This is a genomic window from Nocardia sp. NPDC057227 (genome assembly GCF_042669725.1).
Lineage (GTDB): Bacteria > Actinomycetota > Actinomycetes > Mycobacteriales > Mycobacteriaceae > Nocardia > Nocardia asteroides_A.
In genome coordinates this window covers 1-17,291 of record NZ_JBHUXA010000045.1, presented here as the reverse complement: position 1 = coordinate 17,291, position 17,291 = coordinate 1, and the positions used below count along the sequence as shown (strand labels likewise).

The 17,291-nt window shown below is 73.7% G+C and carries 15 protein-coding genes and 1 pseudogene; 9 read left to right on the top strand and 7 right to left on the bottom strand.

Annotated elements, in window-relative coordinates; all coding sequences use genetic code 11:
• The 4 genes and pseudogenes from ACFUJ1_RS33955 to ACFUJ1_RS33940 form a co-directional block, all read left to right on the top strand.
• A pseudogene (locus ACFUJ1_RS33955) lies at positions 1-237 on the top strand (acetyl-coenzyme A synthetase); the annotation flags it as partial.
• A gap of 211 nt (positions 238-448) precedes the next feature.
• On the top strand, positions 449-1,081 hold the full coding sequence (locus tag ACFUJ1_RS33950) for a hypothetical protein (RefSeq protein ID WP_378651408.1): 633 nt from the start codon (positions 449-451) through the stop codon (positions 1,079-1,081).
• Positions 1,071-1,625, top strand: a complete 555-nt coding sequence (locus tag ACFUJ1_RS33945; RefSeq protein WP_378651407.1) for a DUF6529 family protein — start codon at positions 1,071-1,073, stop codon at positions 1,623-1,625. The genes ACFUJ1_RS33950 and ACFUJ1_RS33945 overlap by 11 nt, the downstream gene beginning before the upstream one ends.
• A 17-nt stretch (positions 1,626-1,642) precedes the next feature.
• On the top strand, positions 1,643-2,077 hold the full coding sequence (locus ACFUJ1_RS33940) for a ubiquinol-cytochrome c reductase iron-sulfur subunit (RefSeq protein ID WP_378651406.1): 435 nt from the start codon (positions 1,643-1,645) through the stop codon (positions 2,075-2,077).
• Positions 2,078-2,190: 113 nt separating this feature from the next.
• Here the strand turns inward: ACFUJ1_RS33940 and ACFUJ1_RS33935 are convergent, their stop codons facing one another.
• Both ACFUJ1_RS33935 and ACFUJ1_RS33930 read right to left on the bottom strand, forming a co-directional pair.
• Complete coding sequence (locus tag ACFUJ1_RS33935; RefSeq protein WP_378651405.1) at positions 2,191-2,943, bottom strand: hypothetical protein; 753 nt, start codon at positions 2,941-2,943, stop codon at positions 2,191-2,193.
• Between the two features lie 11 nt (positions 2,944-2,954).
• On the bottom strand, positions 2,955-3,845 hold the full coding sequence (locus tag ACFUJ1_RS33930) for a hypothetical protein (RefSeq protein ID WP_378651404.1): 891 nt from the start codon (positions 3,843-3,845) through the stop codon (positions 2,955-2,957).
• A 133-nt stretch (positions 3,846-3,978) separates the two neighbouring features.
• Here ACFUJ1_RS33930 and lspA point away from each other — a divergent pair, with 133 nt between their 5' ends.
• From lspA to ACFUJ1_RS33915, 3 genes are read left to right on the top strand one after another with little or no spacing between them, the layout of a single operon-like run.
• Positions 3,979-4,587, top strand: a complete 609-nt coding sequence (lspA, locus tag ACFUJ1_RS33925; RefSeq protein WP_378651411.1) for a signal peptidase II — start codon at positions 3,979-3,981, stop codon at positions 4,585-4,587.
• Positions 4,584-5,510 carry an RluA family pseudouridine synthase gene (locus tag ACFUJ1_RS33920; protein ID WP_378651403.1) on the top strand — a complete coding sequence of 309 codons (927 nt, stop codon included), beginning with the start codon at positions 4,584-4,586 and terminating at the stop codon, positions 5,508-5,510. The genes lspA and ACFUJ1_RS33920 overlap by 4 nt, the downstream gene beginning before the upstream one ends.
• Positions 5,503-6,282 carry a hypothetical protein gene (locus tag ACFUJ1_RS33915; RefSeq protein ID WP_378651402.1) on the top strand — a complete coding sequence of 260 codons (780 nt, stop codon included), beginning with the start codon at positions 5,503-5,505 and terminating at the stop codon, positions 6,280-6,282. Before ACFUJ1_RS33920 ends, ACFUJ1_RS33915 begins: the two co-directional genes overlap by 8 nt.
• A 134-nt stretch (positions 6,283-6,416) precedes the next feature.
• Here ACFUJ1_RS33915 and ACFUJ1_RS33910 read toward each other — a convergent pair whose 3' ends face one another.
• Positions 6,417-7,271: a PhzF family phenazine biosynthesis protein gene (locus tag ACFUJ1_RS33910; RefSeq protein WP_378651401.1), complete on the bottom strand. Its 855-nt coding sequence runs from the start codon at positions 7,269-7,271 to the stop codon at positions 6,417-6,419.
• Between the two features lie 65 nt (positions 7,272-7,336).
• Positions 7,337-9,724: an HAD-IC family P-type ATPase gene (locus ACFUJ1_RS33905; protein WP_378651400.1), complete on the bottom strand. Its 2,388-nt coding sequence runs from the start codon at positions 9,722-9,724 to the stop codon at positions 7,337-7,339.
• A gap of 70 nt (positions 9,725-9,794) precedes the next feature.
• Here ACFUJ1_RS33905 and rarD point away from each other — a divergent pair, with 70 nt between their 5' ends.
• Positions 9,795-10,823, top strand: coding sequence for an EamA family transporter RarD (gene rarD / locus ACFUJ1_RS33900; RefSeq protein WP_378651399.1), 1,029 nt, complete (start codon positions 9,795-9,797; stop codon positions 10,821-10,823).
• Here rarD and ACFUJ1_RS33895 read toward each other — a convergent pair.
• The 3 genes from ACFUJ1_RS33895 to ACFUJ1_RS33885 all read right to left on the bottom strand — a co-directional run bounded on the left by ACFUJ1_RS33895 (position 10,817) and on the right by ACFUJ1_RS33885 (position 16,092).
• Positions 10,817-14,059, bottom strand: a complete 3,243-nt coding sequence (locus ACFUJ1_RS33895; RefSeq protein ID WP_378651410.1) for an arabinosyltransferase domain-containing protein — start codon at positions 14,057-14,059, stop codon at positions 10,817-10,819. The genes rarD and ACFUJ1_RS33895 overlap by 7 nt on opposite strands.
• 131 nt (positions 14,060-14,190) lie before the next feature.
• The gene (locus ACFUJ1_RS33890) at positions 14,191-14,697 is read right to left on the bottom strand and encodes a hypothetical protein (protein ID WP_378651398.1); all 507 of its coding nucleotides are present in this window, start codon (positions 14,695-14,697) and stop codon (positions 14,191-14,193) included.
• 54 nt (positions 14,698-14,751) lie between these two features.
• The gene (locus ACFUJ1_RS33885) at positions 14,752-16,092 is read right to left on the bottom strand and encodes a DNA polymerase IV (RefSeq protein ID WP_378651409.1); all 1,341 of its coding nucleotides are present in this window, start codon (positions 16,090-16,092) and stop codon (positions 14,752-14,754) included.
• A gap of 247 nt (positions 16,093-16,339) precedes the next feature.
• On the opposite strand from ACFUJ1_RS33885, the gene ACFUJ1_RS33880 reads away from it, so the two are divergent.
• A complete protein-coding gene (locus ACFUJ1_RS33880) occupies positions 16,340-17,224 on the top strand; it encodes a UTP--glucose-1-phosphate uridylyltransferase (RefSeq protein ID WP_378651397.1) in 885 nt (294 codons plus the stop codon).
• Positions 17,225-17,291 lie beyond the last annotated feature (67 nt).

The window sequence follows — 17,291 nt, the reverse complement described above, 5'->3', positions numbered from 1 at the left end:
ACCGAGAACACCGGGGACGCGCTCACCGCCGAGCTCGGCAAGCACGTGTCGCGGGAGATCAGCCCGATCGCCCGGCCGCGGGAGATCCACATCGTGCCCGAGCTGCCCAAGACCCGCAGCGGGAAGATCATGCGCAGGCTGCTGCGCGACGTCGCGGAGGGCAGGGAGCTGGGCGACACCAGCACCCTGGTCGACCCCACCGTCTTCAGCGCCATCGCGGAGGCGAAGGGCGACTGACCGATTCGCGCGCGGACCCGGCCACCGACGAGAGGTGGCCGGGTCCGCTGCTTTTCGGGGACACGCCGACGACACGCCGGTCTCGGAGCGAATTCCGGTTCGCGGTGAACCGTCCGGGGCGGTCGCGCCGTAGTCGGGGCGAAACGCGGTACCGGTGCCCAGCCCATAGGCACCGGGTCACTCCGCGCTCGTGAACCGATCGGAGCGAACGATGACACGTCGTGGCCCGCTGCTGACTCTCGCAGCGGCAGCCGTGCTGGGCCTGGCCCTGCTCGGCGTCAATATGTCCAAGGAGGAGCCCGCGCCCGCCGCGGCGCCCGCGCCCGCGGCGTCGGTGGTTACGCCCACCGTCGCGCCGAGCCCGGCTGCTGCGACCGGTCCGGCGCCGGTTTCAGCGCCCTTCCCGGCGAAGGCCGACTACGTCGGCACGATCACCAGGGCCGCCGGACCCCCGCTCACCCTGGCGATCACCGTCGAGGACGGCGCGGTCACCGCGTACGCCTGTGACGGCGCGGCCGTCGAGACCTGGCTGCAGGGCCGGGTGGCCGACGACGTCGCCAGGCTGGAAGGCAAGGACGGCGCGCGGCTGGAGGGAAGGGCGGGCGGCGGCGCGGTGCGCGGCACGCTCTGGATCGGCGACAAGAGCTGGGAGTTCACCGCACCGGTCGTCACCGGAAAGGCGGGGCTCTACGCCGGCACCGACAACGGGGTCAGACAGAGCTGGATCGTCGACGGCTCCGGCGGTGTGACCGGCGTCCGCCGCGGCGCCGACGGCACGACCGCCCCCGCGGGGCCACTGCCCGCCACCGCGACCCGGATCGAAGGTGGCGACAATGCGGGCTGAGCAGCGCACCACCGCCCCGAGCGTGGTGATCCTCGGTGCCGTGCTGATCGGCGCCGCCGTCGCGGTGGCGCTCGGGGCGTACGGCACCCTGCACGACCCCCGGTTCTTCTCGGTGAACGTCGCCGGATTCTCCAGCCCGACCTCGGTGAAGTCCTGGCTGGCGACGCTGGCGACGGTGCTCGCGGTGTTCCAGCTCGGCTCGGCCGCCGCGATGTACGGCCGGATCCCCGGGTTCACCGCGCCGGGCTGGTTCGGCGCGGCGCACGCCTGGTCCGGGCGGCTCGCGGTGCTCGCCGCCACCCCGGTGGCGGTGCACTGCCTGTACGCGCTCGGTTTCCAGCACGCCGAGCCGCGGGTGCTGGCGCACTCGCTGTTCGGCTGTTTCTTCTACGGCGCCTTCGTCGCCAAGATGCTGCTGCTCACCCGCAAGGGGCTGCCCGGGTGGGTGATCCCGGTCGCGGGTGGCCTGCTCTTCGCCGGGCTGGTCGGCGTCTGGCTCACCTCCGCGCTGTGGTTCTTCCAGAACAACGGCCTCGTCCTCTGATCCGAATGGAGCTTCCCATGACCACATCTCCCACCGTGAGCAGGCGCGGCGTCGTGCTCGGCGCCGGGGTCGCGGCGGCGGCCGTCGCGGTCGCCGGGTGCAGTACCTACGGTGACGAGCCGACCGCCGCGCCCGTCTCCCCCGAACCGGGCACCGCCGCTCCCGGCGCGCCCGCCCCGGCGCTGGCCAAGACCGCGGAGGTGCCGGTCGGCGGCGGGGTGATCGTCGGTGACACCGTGATCACCCAGCCGACGCCGGGCACCTACGTCGGGCTCTCGACGACCTGCACGCACGCGGGCTGCAAGGTGACCAAGATCCAGGACGGCGCCATCGACTGCGTCTGCCACGGTAGCAAGTTCGCGCTGGACGGCACGGCAGTGGCGGGTCCGGCCAAGAAGCCGCTGGCCGCGAAGGCGGTGCGGGTCGAAGGCGATTCGATCGTCGCGGGCTGACCCGCGGCGACGTGCCCGGCCCGGGATGACTCCGCGGGTGGAAGGCTGAACCGGTACACGTCGCCGTGCTCGCGGGCCGGCGCGATCCAGCCGCGCCGACGTCGCGGCCGACGTCAGGGGCCTGCGATGCCGCGCAACCTGCGGACCTGCTGGGCGGTGAGCGCGCTCAGCACCTCCGGCTGGACCGACTCGGGGGCGGTGACCGCGATCTGGGTCAGGGTGTCGCCGACCTGCACCAGGGCGACGGCGGAGTGCAGCGTCAGCTCGTCGGCGCGGACCAGCACCTGGTAGGCGGTGCTGCTGTCGCCGGCGGCCGGCTGGTCGAACGGGGCCACCTCGTAGGTGATCGACGGGTCGTCCGCGTTCTCCGGCGGGGTGGCGTCGGTGAAGCCGACGCACTCACGCAGGGTGCGCTGCACCGTTGCCAGCGCGGGGCCGACCCCGTCGGCCGCGTAGGCGGCGGCGTCGATATCGATGCTGGAGAAGTCCGGACCCGCGTACTGCACCGCGGCGTCCGCACGGGCGCCGGGCGCCTGCGCGGCGACGGGGGTGAGCACGGCGACGCAGGCGGCCGGGTCGGTGGCGTCGGTGCTCGCACCGGTGCCCGGGTCGCGCGCCGGGAGCGGGGTGAAGCTGCCGGGCAGGTCGGTACTGGAGAGCAGCCGGTTCAGCAGCTCCGCCGACCCGGCGGGGCCGGGGCCGGCGACCGGCGCCGCGGTGACGGGTGCGCCGAACGACGGCAGCCCATCGGACGGTGCGGGAGCCGCCGGTTCGTCGTCCCCGCACCCGGCCACGACCAGCGCCACGAGCACGACACCGGCGGGCCCGCGCGCCGCACGACCCGCCCGCCGGACGAACGCGGGCATACCCGCCTGCCTCACTCGCCCCACGAGACCTGGGTATTGATCGTCTGCTGCAGCATGCTGTCGCTGCGCGCGTCCCGGTACGCCTGGTGCCCGCCGACGGTGATCGAGCCTGCCACCGGCAGCGGCAGCCCCAGGTCGACGGTGATCGTGCCGGACCCGGTCATCCGGTAGTCCTCGATCTGCAGCGTCCCCGCGTCGTTCGGCAGCGACCAGACCGCCGACTTGGGCGTCTGCGAGACGTCGAGCTGCAGGGTGAGCCGGTCGCCGTCGCGCTCGGTGAGCGTCGCGGTGGTGACCTGGTCGAGCAGGACGCCGCCGGTCACCTCCTGCCGCACGGTCCACATGGCGCCGACGCCGACCGGCTCGTCCGGGAAGGCCACCGAGCGGTACACCGCCTGGTAGAACGCCTGTTCCAGCGCGGCGCGCGCGGTGTTCGAGGTATCGGGGGACGGGGCGAGGCGGAGCGCGGTGATCGCGCCCAGCTCGCTCATCTCGAAGCCGGCGTGCGAACCGCCCGCATCGGTGAGCGCCTTGGCCAGCACCGGGTCGTCGGTGGTGACGTTGCCGAGCACCAGGTCGATGCCGTCCGCGCCCGCCTCTGCGGTCATCGGGATGGTGATCTCCGGGTTGGAGAAGTCACGCGGCTGCTGGTCGTTGATGATCTGCTCGATGTTGTGGTCGGTCCGCAGCGTCACCTGCTGCACCGTGCCGACGGCGTAGTGCGGGCGCAGCGAGGCGCGCGGCTCCTCGCCCGGGTAGACCAGCGTGGTGACGGCCGCCGAGATCGGCACCGTCACCTCCTTGCCGTAGCCGAGCGGCTCGGTGGCTTCCAGGTCGCTGCCGGGTTCCCCGCCGTCGCCGCACCCGATGCCGAGCGTGGAGAGCCCGACCGCGAGCACCATCAGAAACACCCCCGAGCGGGTCGCCCGGGGCGCCAGGGGAGAAGACAACACCGTCACGTGCATCAGCGTACGACCGGTTCCTGAGCGCAGCCTGGGACATCCGGGGCGAATCGCCGGGCCCGCTCGAGCGATGATGGTCGTCGTGACCGACGACAGCCCCGCCGACAACGAGCCAGCCGCCGCAGGCGACAGCCCCGCGAGCGCCGAACCCGCGGCCGCCGGGCTCGGGCCGAAGCGGCTGCCGCTGCTGCTGATCCTGGCCGCCGTGCTCTACGGCCTCGACCTGCTCACCAAGAGCATCGCCGTGGCGAAGCTGACGCCGGGCGACCCGGTGTACCTGATCGGCGATGTCGTCCGGTTCTCCCTGGTGCGCAACCCCGGCGCCGCCTTCTCCATGGCCACCGGGATGACCTGGCTGCTCACCCTGGTGGCGGCGGGCGTCGTGGTCGCGGTGATCCGGATCGGCAGTACGCTGCGCTCGCCGTGGTGGGCGGTCGGGCTCGGCATGGTGCTCGGCGGCGCGCTCGGCAACCTCACCGACCGGCTCTTCCGCGCGCCCGGCCCGCTGCAGGGGCACGTCGTCGACTTCCTGGCGGTGGGCTGGTGGCCGGTGTTCAACGTCGCCGACTCGGCCATCGTGTGCGGCGCGATCCTGCTGGTCGCGCTGACCGTCTTCGGTTTCGAGCCGGACGGCACCAGGAGTACCGGCAAGGCTGCCGCGGGGAAGGGATCTGCCGCATGAGGGAGACCAGGTCCATGCCGGTTCCGGACGGGCTGGACGGCATGCGGGTCGACGCCGGGCTCTCCCGGCTGCTCGGGCTGTCCCGCACCGCGGTGGCGGCGCTCACCGCCGACGGCTCGGTGCAGCTGGACGGCGTCGCGGCGGGCAAGTCCGATCGGCTGATCGCGGGCGCCTGGCTGGAGGTCGAGTTCCCCGAGCCGCGCCGCGAGCTCACCGTCGACGCCGCCCCGGTGGACGGGATGCGGATCCTCTACGCCGACGACGACATCGTCGCGGTGGACAAGCCGGTCGGCGTCGCCGCGCACACCGGGGTCGGCTGGAGCGGCCCGACCGTGGTCGGCGGGCTGGCCGCGGCGGGCTACCGGATCTCCACCTCCGGCGCGCACGAGCGGCAGGGCATCGTGCACCGGCTCGACGTCGGCACCTCAGGGGTGATGGTGGTCGCGCAGTCCGAGCACGCGTACACCGTGCTCAAGCGGGCGTTCAAGCAGCGAACGGTGGACAAGCGGTACCACGCGCTGGTGCAGGGGCACCCGGACCCGTCCAGCGGCACCATCGACGCGCCGATCGGCCGGGCCAGGGGCAACGACTGGAAGTTCGCGGTCACCGCGGACGGGCGGCCGAGCGTGACGCACTACGACACGGTGGAGGCGTTCCAGGCGGCCAGCCTGCTCGACATCCACCTGGAGACCGGGCGCACGCACCAGATCCGGGTGCACTTCTCGGCCATCAGGCACCCCTGCTGCGGCGACCTGACCTACGGCGCCGATCCGCGGCTCGCCGAGCGGCTCGGGCTGCAGCGGCAGTGGTTGCACGCGCGGGCGCTCGGGTTCCACCACCCGGCGGACGGGCGCTGGCTGGAAATCACCAGCGAGTACCCGGACGATCTGCGGAACGCGCTCGACGTCCTCCGGGATGCCTGAGCCCGGCGCCGATGCCGTGCCCGGCGCCCTGGCCGAGCGCGGCACGGAAAGCGAGCGCGGGGCGGAAAGCGAGCGCGGCACGGGGGTTCCGGATTCGGAACCGTTGGATCCGCGCTGGCGCAGGGGGCTGATCGCCGGGGCGATCGGACTACTCGTGCTGGCCGGGGTCGGGATCGGGGCGCAGACCCCGCCGCGCTCGACCGGCATCTCCACCGACCGGGTCGGGCCGGAGCAGGGCGAGCCGGTCTCGGAGTACCTGACCAGGGCGCGCGCCAGCCTGGAGCGGACCGACGACGCGCCGCGCTGGGCGCTGGTCTCGTTCACCGAATACCTTCCGGTGGATCGGGTTCCGGCGCTCGCGGGCGAGGTCAGGGTGGCCAGGGTGCTCGAGCACGTCCCGCTCGACCGGGTGCAGACCCCGATCGTCGCGATCCCGGTCCCGGACTCCGCGAGCGCGATCACCGGCGCCGCCGCGGCCGCGGCCGACATCCTGCGCGACCGGCTCGACCGCCAGCCCCTGGATCAGCGCGCCGCGCAGGTGCACGAGGTGGCGGTGGCCCGGCTGCGCGCCGGCTGCGCCTGCACCGCCGGGCTGGTGGTGCGCGCGGCCCCGGCCGCGCTGCGGGAACTGGCCGCGCACAGCGATGTCCGCGCCGTCGAGGCGCTCCCCGCCGACACCGTCGCCGACCGCTTCGCGGTCACCCCGCTGCTCCCCGGCACCGACGGCACCGTCCGCCCCGAGCCGGACGACGGCCAGGTCCCCCCGCGCTGAGTTCCGGGCTCCCGGGGGCCGGGACCCTGCGGCTCGCACGCCGCATCCCGGCGGCTCGCTCGGCCGCGTCGCCCCTGGACAGTCCGCTCAGCCCGCACCATCCCCCCGAACCGCCGCGGCGTACCCGTCCGGGCTCAGCCCGCCCCATCCCCCTGCACCGCCGCGGCGTACCCGTCCGGCACCTGGACCACCCCGTCCAGATACCGCCGACACCGCCCGGCCAGCAGCACCCGCTCCCCGACCAGCTCGACGCGCAGCGCCCCGCCGCGCCGCGACAACTGCCTGGCCCGGAACGCCGTGCGCCCCAACCGCTCCGCCCAGATCGGCGCGAGCTGGGCATGCGCCGAGCCGGTGACCGGATCCTCCGGCACCCCGATTCCCGGCGCGAACATCCGCGAGACGAACTCCACCGCGACACCGGGCGCCGTCGCCACCACCCCGCGCGGCACCGCCGGGAACGCCCCGAAATCCGGCCGCAGCGAACGGATCTCGGCCTCGCTGCCGAAGACGAGCACCTCGTCCGCCCCGGAGAACGCCGCCACCGGCTCGGCCCGCAGCGCCGCCGCCAGCTCCGGGTCCACCGGCACCGGCACCGACCCCTGCGCGGGCAGGTCGAGCACGTATTCGTCGTCGTCGGTGCGCTCCACCCGCAGCCAGCCGCTCCTGGTCCAGAACGACACCGCGTCGATCCCGGGGTGCAGGTCCTCCAGCACCTGCGCAGCGGCGGCGAGGGTCGCGTGCCCGCAGAGCGCCACCTCGGCCACCGGGGTGAACCAGCGCAGGTGGAAGGCGGGCAGCCCGGCGGGCGGCGCCCCGGCGGCGGCGGGCAGCGCCGGGGTGAGGAAGGCGGTCTCGGAGAGGTTGTTCTCCTCGGCCAGCCGCTGCAGCAGCCCGTCGGGCAACCACGCGGTCAACGGCATCACCGCGGCCGGGTTCCCGGTGAACGGCGCCTCCGCGAACGCGTCGATCTGGTGCAGCAGTACCTCCATGGCTCCAGAAGGTACACCGGGCGCGAATGCCCCCTTGCCGCAAGGTTTCTGGTGGCGGTTCGGGTCTACTTCGCGGCGCTGCGGCGGCCGAACCACTGGGCGATCTCGACCAGCACCACACCGACCGCGCCGCAGCCGAAGGCCGCCGCGGTGAGCCGCGGGTTCGAGGGGTCGAGCAGGAAGAACTCCCGGGTGAGCGGCAGCGAGAAGAGCAGCACGTAGGCCAGCACCGAGGTGGCGATCAGCAGCACCTTCCACCACACGTAGGGCCGCGCCACGATCGCCAGCACCCACACCGCGATCACGATGAGCGTGATCAGCGCGGTGGTGCCCGCCTGGATCTTCTGCTGCGCACTGGCGTCCGGCCCCGCGTAGGCGATCAGGTAGGCCACGAAGGTGGCGACGCCGATGACCACCCCGGACGGGATGGCCAGCTTCATCACCCTGGCGACGAAGCCGGTGCGGGCGCGCTCGTTGTTCGGCGCCAGCGAGAGCACGAAGGCCGGGATGCCGATGGTGAACCAGGCCGCGATCGTCACGTGCCTCGGCAGGAACGGGTAGGCGATCGGGTCGTAGCCGAAGATCTGCGAGCCGACCCCGGCCAGCCCGACCAGGAAGGCGAGCAGCACCGAGTAGACGGTCTTGGTGAGGAAGAGGTTGGAGACCCGCTCGATATTGCCGATCACCCGGCGGCCCTCGCCGACCACGTACGGCAGGGTGGCGAAGCGGTTGTCCAGCAGCACGATCTGCGCCACCGCGCGGGTGGCCGGGCTGCCCGACCCCATCGCGACGCCGATGTCGGAGTCCTTCAGCGCGAGCACGTCGTTCACGCCGTCGCCGGTCATGGCGACGGTGTGGCCGCGGGACTGCAGCGCGCCGACCATGGCGCGCTTCTGGTCCGGGCGCACCCGGCCGAAGGTGGTCTCCCGGTCGAGCAGGTCGGCCAGCTCGTCACGGCCCTCCGGCAGCGTGCGGGCGTCGACGGCGCGATCACCGCCCGGCAGCTCGAGCGAGGTGGCGACGGCGCCGACCGAGACCGCGTTGTCGCCGGAGATCACCTTGATGGCGACGTCCTGCTTCGCGAAGTACTCCAGCGTCTCGCGGGCGTCCGGGCGCACCTTCTGCTCCAGCACGACCAGCGCCTCCGGGGTGACCTCGCCGGGGGCGCCCGGCGCGTCCACCGCGCGGTCGCCGCGCGCGAGCAGCAGCACCCGCAGCCCGGCGGCACCGAGCTCCTCGGCCCTGCGGGCGGCCGCCGACGACGGGTCGAGCAGCACGTCGGGGGCGCCGAGCAGCCAGTTCCCGTGCTCGCCGTAGGAGTGGCCGCTCCACTTGGTGGCCGAGGAGAAGGGGGCGACCGCGGTGGAGCGCCACTCGGGGCGCTCCGGCAGCGCCTCGGCCAGCGCCTGCACACTGGCATTCGGGCGCGGGTCGTCGGCGGCGAGCGCGGCCAGCGCGGTGCGCGCCGCGCCGCCGTCGTCGTCGCCGGTCAGGCTCTCGACGTCGGCGAGCCGCATGCCGTTCTCGGTGAGCGTTCCGGTCTTGTCGGCGCAGACCACGTCCACCCTGGCCAGCCCCTCGATCGCGGGCAGCTCCTGCACCAGGCACTGCCGCCTGCCGAGCCGGACCACGCCGACCGCGAAGGCGATCGAGGTCATCAGCACCAGCCCCTCCGGCACCATCGGCACCAGCGCGGCCACCATGCCGGTGACCGCCGGCTGCCAGCCCTGGTGGCTGGAGAACAGCTGGTTGTAGATGCTGAGCAGCCCGGCCGGGACGAGCAGGAAGGTGATGAAGCGCAGGATCCGGTCGATGCCGCTGCGCAGCTCCGAGTGGACAAGGGTGAACTTGCTCGCCTCCTCGGCGAGCCGCGCGGCGTAGGCCTCGCGCCCGACCTTGGTGGCCCGGTACGCCCCGGAGCCGGAGACCACGAAGCTGCCGGAGAGCACCTCGGCGCCGGTCTTCTTGTCGATCGGGTCGGCCTCGCCGGTGAGCAGCGACTCGTCCACCTCGAGCAGCTCGGCCTCCAGCACCTCGCCGTCCACCACGATCTGGTCGCCGGGGCCGAGCTCGATCAGGTCGTCCTGCACCACCTCGCCGGGCGGCACCTCGGCGGCGACGCCGTCGCGGCGCACCCGGGGGCGGGCCTGGCCGACGATGGCGAGCTCGTCCAGGGTGCGCTTGGCGCGCACCTCCTGGATGATGCCGACCGCGCTGTTGGCCACGATGAGCAGCCCGAACATGCCGTCGATCGGCGACCCGGCGGCCAGCACGAGCACGAAGAGCACGCCGAGGATGGCATTGATCCTGGTGAAGACGTTGGCGCGCACGATCTCCCGCACCGAGCGCGAGGCGCGGGCCGGGACGTCGTTGGTGCGACCGTCGCTGCGGCGTTGCTCGACCTCGGCCGCGGTCAGCCCGGTGGCGGCATCCGCTCGGACGGAAACAGACATGTCGCAAGGCTACGGGGGCACTGTCGCCGGCCCGCAACGCGGCGCGGCGCGGCGAACTACCGTGGATCGGGTGTGGCGGAAGCGGTCGGTACCCGGGGTGGCGTTCGGCGCTTCGGCGTATCTGCTGTGGGGGCTCTTCCCCGCGTTCTTCGGGTTGCTGGCCTTCGCCGGGGCGGTCGAGGTGCTGGCCGAGCGGATCGTCTGGACGCTGGTCGTCGTGGTGATCGTGCTCGCGGTCACCGGGCGGTTGCGGCAGTTGCGCGGGATCGACGCCCGCACCTGGCGGCTGGCCGCCGCTGCGTCGCTGGCCATCTCGGTGAACTGGGGCGTCTACGTCTTCGGGGTGCTCTCCGGGAACGTCGTCGAGTGCGCGCTCGGCTACTTCGTGAACCCGCTGGTCACGGTGGCGTTCGGGGTGCTGATCTTCCGGGAGCGGCTGGTGGCGGCGCAGTGGGTGGCGCTCGGGCTCGGGGCGCTCGCGGTGGTCGTCCTGACCGTCGACCTGGGCCGCCCGCCCTGGATCGCGCTGGTCCTGGCCTGCTCGTTCGCGCTCTACGGGCTGGTCAAGAAGGTGATCCGGCTGGACGCGCTGCGCAGCGTCGCGGCCGAGGGGGTGGTCGGTGCGCCGCTCGCGCTGGCCTTCCTGGTGGTGCTCGCGGTGCGCGGCGAGAGCTCCTTCGGCGACGGGGTCGGGCACACCGCCCTGCTCGTCGCCACCGGCCCGGTCACCCTGGTCCCGCTGCTGCTCTTCGCGACCGCCGCGCAGCGGGTTCCGCTCTCCACCATGGGCCTGCTGCAATACCTCACCCCCGCGCTGCAGCTGCTCTGGGGCGTCGCCGTCCTGCATGAACCCATGCCCCCCTCCCGCTGGGCCGGCTTCGCCCTCATCTGGTGCGCCCTCCTCGTCTTCAGCACCAACGCCCTCCTCCGCGCCCGCACCAACCGCCGCACCGCGGAACCCGCGAGTCCCTCGACGGATGCCCCCGCAGGGCCCGCGAGTAGGCCCGCACCTGCGGGGTCCGTGAGCAGCGCCGATCCCCGCTCATCGAGCGAATCGGTCGAGCGCGAAGCAGGCGACATACGGGCGCGCGATCAGTAACCGGTGAGGATGGGCCCCGGGGTCCAGAGCCCGGACCGACTCTCCTGCACCACCTGCGCCCGCGCCTGGCCCGCACTCGGATCGATCCGGCCGAACCGCTGCAACTCACCCCAGTCCCGCCGCCAGTCGTGCGCGAGATAGGTCGGCAACGTCTCGGCCCGCAGCAGCAACCCGGTCCACCCGAGCGGCCCCCCACCGTCGTGGTTCTGCCAGAGACTGGTGATCTCGGCCCCGGGCCGATCCGGCAGCACCCGGTACGCGGGCACCTCGGCGATCCCGTGCCGGTGGTCGAACGGCCGCTGGCAGGGGAACTGCAACCCGACCATCCAGTCGAGCAGCACCGGCGCCTCGGACCCGACCACCTCGTTCAAGGTCGAGGTACGCGGCACCCGGGGCGGAGTCAGCGCGATCCACTGGGCCGGATTGCGGTCCCGGTCGGCGGCGACGATCCGGACGACATCGGCATCGGCCGGGATATCCGCGAGCGGCACCCGCAGATTCCGCCACGACGGCGCAGGCCCGATATCGATCGGCAGCACCCGCCCACCGGGAACCCCGTCGGCGGTCCCCCACTCCAGCTCAACGGTCTGCCCCGGCGTCACCACCCCGTCGCTGTCCACCGAGCGAATCCGCCCGGCCGCGCCGATGGCGACGATCCCGTCCCGCTCCGCGGGCAGCCGGTACCAGCCGGTAGTCAGCTCGGCCGGGCCCGCGTCGCCGGAGCCGTAACTGCCGAGCATCGGCACCCGCGCCGGGTCGAGCCCGAAGGGCAGCGCGGCCGAGCGGGTGCCGTTGGCGGTGTCGGAGTTGGTGGTACCGCTGAGCGCGTCCGCGATACTCCCGGAGGCGCTGCTCTCGTCGTCCGGGCGCAGGTCGGCGGCGACGCCGCCGGGCACGAACCCGGTCCCGGTCCCCGCGAGCGCGGCCCCCGCGTCACCGGCGAGCGGCGGCAGGACGGAGCCGTTCGGATCGGTCTCCACCAGCACCTCGTTCGCCAGCCCGCACGGCTCGCCCAGCACCGCCGAGATATTCGAGCTGCCCAGCGTGAACGCCGGATACCGGCTGATCGCCGCCTTGCCGAACGAGGCCACCTCCAGCAGCACCGCCAGCGCCAGCGCGACGGCGAGCACCGGCGTCGCCGACAGCCGCCGCGCGAACCCGGAGATCCGATGCGGCGTCCCCGGCTCCGGGGCCCGCACCTGCCACCACGCCGCCACCGCGAGCAACCCGGCGGCGAGCAGCAGGAACACCGTGCTGAGCTGGATACCCGCCAGCGAGACCGGCTTGTCCCACCACGGAATCCCGTACGAGGAGACGTACCACCAGCCGTTGTCGCCGGTGAAGGCCAGCGCGAGCAGGAAGGCGACGACGGCGGCGAAGAGCGCCCGGTTGCGCGGCGCCTTCATGACCGCGGGCGCCACCGCCACCGCGGCCAGCACCGCCACCATGCCGGCGACCCCGGCGAAGACGCCGAAGTGGTGCGTCCACTTGGTCGGCGTGACCATCACCAGCAGCAGCGTGCCGACCGCGGTGCCGAGCGCGCGGCGGGTCGGCCCCGCGGCCGTGGTCGGGATCCGCCCGCCCTTGCGCAGCAGGACCAGCACGCAGGTGAGCAGCCCGGCGAAGAGCAGGAAGATCCCGGCGCGGCGGGCGAAGGAGCCGTCCACCTCCGGCTGCAGCAGGTACTGGTAGCGCAGGTACTCCTGGAACCACTTGACGTCCGGGCCCGCGATCGCGTGCACCCGCTGCATCTCGCGCATGGCGCTCAGCGGCTGGTCGGCGAAGGCCACCGCGAGCACCAGCGTGCCCGCGGCGCCGATCGGCGCGGCGAGCGAGAGCCCGGCCGGGAAGCGGCGCGGCCCAGCCGCCCGGCGCCGGACGATCTGCGCCAGCGGCCGCAGCCCGGCCAGCAGCGCGGCGACGCAGAGCACCCCGGACGGCCCTGCCGTGCAGGCGAAGGTCGCCACCAGCACCGCGATCGCCGCGGGCAGCAGCCGCCGGGTGGCGATGGCGCGCTCCATCGAGCACCAGGTGAGCACGATGCCGAGCGCGACCACCGGCTCCGGGCGCAGGCCGTTGTCGTAGGGCAGCCAGACGGCGAGGAAGGCGAGCGCGCCGGTCCAGCGCGCGACCCGGTGGTGCCGCACCGCGACTCCGAACCGCGGGATCACCTCGCGGCTGATCAGCAGCCAGATCAGCAGCCCGGCGAAGAGCGCGGGCAGCCGGACGAACGGGCTCGCGGTGCTGATCTCGGCCAGGATCCGGATCAGGTCGTAGTACGGCGTGCCGACCGGGTTCTCCGGCACCCCGAAGTAGCGGAAGTAGTTCGCCATGTAGCCGGCGGTCCCCGAGGTGCGGGCCATGCCGAACTGGTAGCCGTCGTCCGAGGTGGTGGAGCCGATGAAGTACCAGAGCAGCATGACCGCGGCGACGAAGCCGTCCAGCGGGGTGAACCGCCACCAGCGGGCGGGCAGCACCCGGCGCGGGCGCAGGCCGTCGCGCCGGTCGAGGACGGACAGCGCGGCCAGCGCGAGCACCGTGCTCAGCGCGGTGCCCCAGATGGCGAGCAGCTTGAGCGTGCTCGGCGTGGAGGAGAAGCGGGAGTCGACCTCGGCGCGCATGCTCGCGCCCGCCGGGTCGGGGAGGTCGCTGAAGAGCCCCGCCACCTGCGGGCGGAAGTCACCGGCGAGCGTGGTCTCGGTGCCGCCCGCGCCGGTGAAGGTGGCGGCGGCGCCGTCCGCGTGCAGGGTGAGCACGCAGCCCGGCGGCAGCTCGGCGACCGGGGCGCTCAGCAGGGCCTGGTTCCGCAGCACCACATCCAACCGGGCGGGAGCCGCAGCGCCCGGCTGATTCGCGTCCGCGCCGGGCGCGGTCGTGGCGGGTCGCACCTGGGCGATGAAGCCGTAGCGCTCCAGATCGGGCGCCCCGACCGGCGCGGTCGCCGCGAGCACCCCACCATCGGGCAGCTGCTCGACGGCGGCGCACGGGATGGTGGCGTCGAAGGTCAGCGGGGCATAGGCCACCAGCGGCGCCTCCACCGAACCGGGCGTTCCGGCCTGCGGCCACTCCAGCGTGGTGACGTCCACCCGCACCGGGAGCAGCGGGACCGCGATGGCGCAGAGCATGCCGAACAATCCGGCGATCAGGGCGACCGGAGCGGCCCATCGACGGGCGCTGCCGGGAGATCGCGCCGGGTCCGGTTCGTTCACGGAGGGCGCACGCCCGGCCCGCACCATCGTATCGGCCACGGGGCTCGATCGTGCCACGCGCGATCCACCACCCCGGCCCCGGGGTCCGGCCCCGGAACGCCGAACGGCCGGTCACCCCGGGAAACGGGGTGACCGGCCGGACCGGGTCACGAAGGCGATCAGGCGGTGCAGGCGACCGACTGCTGGCCCAGGTTGGTCAGCATCAGGCAGGCCCACTGCTTCTGGACCTTCCAGGTGCCGTTCTCGGCGACGAACGGCACGTCGACCACGTTGGCCTGGCCGTTGAGCACGAAGTTGGCCTTGGCGTTGACGCTCTCGCCGAACGAGGTCACGTCGGTCACGGTGACCGCGACACCGGCGGCCTTGGCGGCCTCGGCGAGCCGGTTCGGCAGCTCCGGATCGGCCTCGATGCCCTGCACCAGCTCCAGCTTCTCCGAGCTCGGGATCGCCGGATCGAGCGCGGTGCCGAGCTGGCTGTTCAGCTGCTCGACGGTCGGGACCGGGGGCAGCGCGGCGTCCGACGCGGAGGTGCTCGCCGCGGCGCTCTTGCTGGTCGTGGTGGCGGGCTTGCTCTCGTTGTCGTCGCCGCCGCAGGCCGTCAGGCCGAGCGACGCGACGATGGCGAGGCCCGCGATCGCGATTCTTCCGGTCTTACGAAGCTTCAACTGCTCGTCCTTCACATCTCGGGGAGTTCGCTGCACGAGCCACCCAGGCTACCGTCAGCGGAGGCTGCCGAGCGGGTCGGCTCGGGACAGCCTCGGGTCGTCGGCAGCGAACGTACGCGCCGGGCCGGGGCCTGTCGAGCGGGTCTCGAACCGCACCGTCACCCGCCCGTGCCCCGCCCCCTGCACCCAGCCGTGCCCGTGCTCGGGGTGCGCCACGTCCAGCCCCGGGTACCAGTGCGGCAGCGCGGCGTTCGCCGCCGGATCCCGCGCCGCGACCGGAAGGGGCTGCGGCACAGCACCACCGGGGAAGTACCCGGGCTCGGCGTCGTCCTGCGCCGCCGCCGCGGGCAGGTCGCGGTCCAGCTCGGGGAAGAGCGACTCCTGCCGCACCGTGGAGAGCCCGGCGTACCCGACCCCGACCAGCCGGACCGCCCCCAGCTCCATCGGATCGATGGCCGAGCGCTGCGCGGCGGTCGCGAGGGTGGCGGCATCGGTGGTGGCGTAGGGCAGCGTGACCGAACGGGTCACGATGCTCATGTCCGCCTTCCGCAGCTTGAGCACGACGGTCCGCGCGGCCCTGCCGTCCCTGGTCAGCCGCTTGTACGCGGCCGCGGCCATGGTGTCGATGGCAGGGCGCAGCTGGGCGAGCGTCACCAGGTCGTGCTCGTAGGTGGTCTCGGCGCTGATCTGCTTGGCCTCGGCGCGCTCGGCGACCGGGCGTTCGTCGATGCCGCGGGCCAGCCGGTGCAGCGCGGCGCCGACGCTGCCGCCGAGCAGCGCGGCCGCCTCCTGCTCGGGCAGCGCCGCGAAGGCGCCAACCGTCTCGATCCCGGCCGCGCGCAGCCTGCCGTCCGCCACCGGCCCGATCCCCCACAGCTTGCGCACCGGCAGCGCGGCGAGCAGCGCGTCCTGCTCGCCGGGGGCGATCACCCGGATGCCGTCCGGCTTGGCCAGCCCGGAGGCGATCTTCGCCAGCTGCTTGCCGGTGCCTGCGCCGACCGAGGCGACCAGCCCGGTGCGCGCGCGGACCAGCGCGCGCAGCTCCACGCAGAACTCCGTCACCTCGGCGGCGGTCGCACCGGCCAGCTCGGCGGGCTCGCCGAACGCCTCGTCGAAGGAGAGCGTCTCCAGCACCGGGATCCGGGAGCGCAGCGCGTCGAAGACCTGCCCGCTCACGGTGCCGTACACCGCGCCGCGCGGCGGAAGCACCACCGCGGCGCCGCCGACCAGCCTGCGGGCCTGGTGCATGGGCATGGCCGAGCGCGCGCCGAAGACACGGGACTCGTAGCTGGCGCCCGCCACCACCCCGCGCTGCCCGACCCCGCCGACCAGCACCGGACGCCCGCGCAGCGTCGGCCGGGTGAGCTGCTCGACAGACGCGAAGAAGGCGTCCATGTCGATGTGCAGCACCCAGCGCCTGGCCGCTCGGCCGGTCGTCACCGGTGCCACGCACCCGGCAGCCGGGCGTGCGGCACCGCCGGTACCGAGGCGGGGCTGCGGGCGGATCGCACGGCTGGAGAATCTACGCCCGCCCACCGACAGCGAATGCCGTGACCAGGCCGGAAAACGGGGGCGGGCGCCGAATCCCCGCCCGGATCGGGGGCTCCGCGCCGACCGGTGGTCGCTGTGTGATGATCGGCGCATGAAGATCCGCAAGGCCGTGATTCCGGCCGCCGGAATCGGCTCCCGGCTGCTGCCGCTGACCAAGGCCATCCCGAAGGAGATGCTTCCGGTCGGCGACAAGCCGGTCATCGAGCACACCGTGCGCGAGCTGGTCGCCTCGGGCATCACCGACATCACCATCGTGGTCAGCGGTGGGAAGTCGCTGATCCAGGACCACTTCCGCCCCAACCCCGCGCTCGTCGCGCAGCTCCGCTCGGACGGGAAGACCGCGTTCGCCGACGCCGTCGAGGAGGTCGGGGAGCTCTCCCGGCGCGGGCACATCACCTACCTGGACCAGCACGGGCCGTACGGCAACGGGACGCCGGTGCTCAACGCCGCGCGGCACGCGGGCGACGAGCCCATGCTCGTGCTCTGGCCGGACGACGTCTTCGTCGCCGAGGTGCCGCGGGCGCAGCAGCTCATCGACGCCTACGAGAGCACCGGAGCGCCGGTGCTCGCGCTGCTGCCGATGGATCCGGCGGATTCGCAGCGCTACGGGGTTCCGGTGGTCGCCGAGGATCGGGGGGCCGGGCTGCTCCGGATCACCGGGCTGCGGGAGAAGCCGAAGTCCGCGGACGCGCCCTCCTCGTTCGCCGCGATCGGCGGGTACGTGGTGACGCCGGGGATCATCGACGAGCTGCGGGCGCAGACCAAGGAGTGGTATCGGCACCGGACCGGGGAGATCTACCTGACGGATGCCATCAATACCTACGCGGCGACGAATCCGGTGTTCGGGCAGGTGATCTCGGGGCGCTGGTACGACACCGGGAACCCGGCCGACTACCTGGTCGCGCAGTTCGCCTCCGCGTTGGCGCACCCCGAGTACGGTGCGCTTCTGCGCGACCTCTGCGTCCCGCAGGACTGAATCGCATCGCCGCAAGCGGCGGCTCGACTCGTTCGTCCGGTGGGGCGGAGACCGTACGGTCTCCGCC

Coding starts and splice junctions, on each gene's coding strand:
- ACFUJ1_RS33885 (WP_378651409.1), bottom strand. CDS start 16,092: ATGGACGCCTTCTTCGCGTCTGTCGAGCAGCTCACCCGGCCGACGCTG.
- ACFUJ1_RS33950 (WP_378651408.1), top strand. CDS start 449: ATGACACGTCGTGGCCCGCTGCTGACTCTCGCAGCGGCAGCCGTGCTG.
- ACFUJ1_RS33940 (WP_378651406.1), top strand. CDS start 1,643: ATGACCACATCTCCCACCGTGAGCAGGCGCGGCGTCGTGCTCGGCGCC.
- ACFUJ1_RS33910 (WP_378651401.1), bottom strand. CDS start 7,271: ATGGAGGTACTGCTGCACCAGATCGACGCGTTCGCGGAGGCGCCGTTC.
- ACFUJ1_RS33915 (WP_378651402.1), top strand. CDS start 5,503: ATGCCTGAGCCCGGCGCCGATGCCGTGCCCGGCGCCCTGGCCGAGCGC.
- ACFUJ1_RS33935 (WP_378651405.1), bottom strand. CDS start 2,943: ATGCCCGCGTTCGTCCGGCGGGCGGGTCGTGCGGCGCGCGGGCCCGCC.
- lspA (WP_378651411.1), top strand. CDS start 3,979: ATGGTCGTCGTGACCGACGACAGCCCCGCCGACAACGAGCCAGCCGCC.
- ACFUJ1_RS33920 (WP_378651403.1), top strand. CDS start 4,584: ATGAGGGAGACCAGGTCCATGCCGGTTCCGGACGGGCTGGACGGCATG.
- ACFUJ1_RS33905 (WP_378651400.1), bottom strand. CDS start 9,724: ATGTCTGTTTCCGTCCGAGCGGATGCCGCCACCGGGCTGACCGCGGCC.
- ACFUJ1_RS33930 (WP_378651404.1), bottom strand. CDS start 3,845: ATGGTGCTCGCGGTCGGGCTCTCCACGCTCGGCATCGGGTGCGGCGAC.
- ACFUJ1_RS33880 (WP_378651397.1), top strand. CDS start 16,340: ATGAAGATCCGCAAGGCCGTGATTCCGGCCGCCGGAATCGGCTCCCGG.
- ACFUJ1_RS33945 (WP_378651407.1), top strand. CDS start 1,071: ATGCGGGCTGAGCAGCGCACCACCGCCCCGAGCGTGGTGATCCTCGGT.
- ACFUJ1_RS33895 (WP_378651410.1), bottom strand. CDS start 14,059: ATGGTGCGGGCCGGGCGTGCGCCCTCCGTGAACGAACCGGACCCGGCG.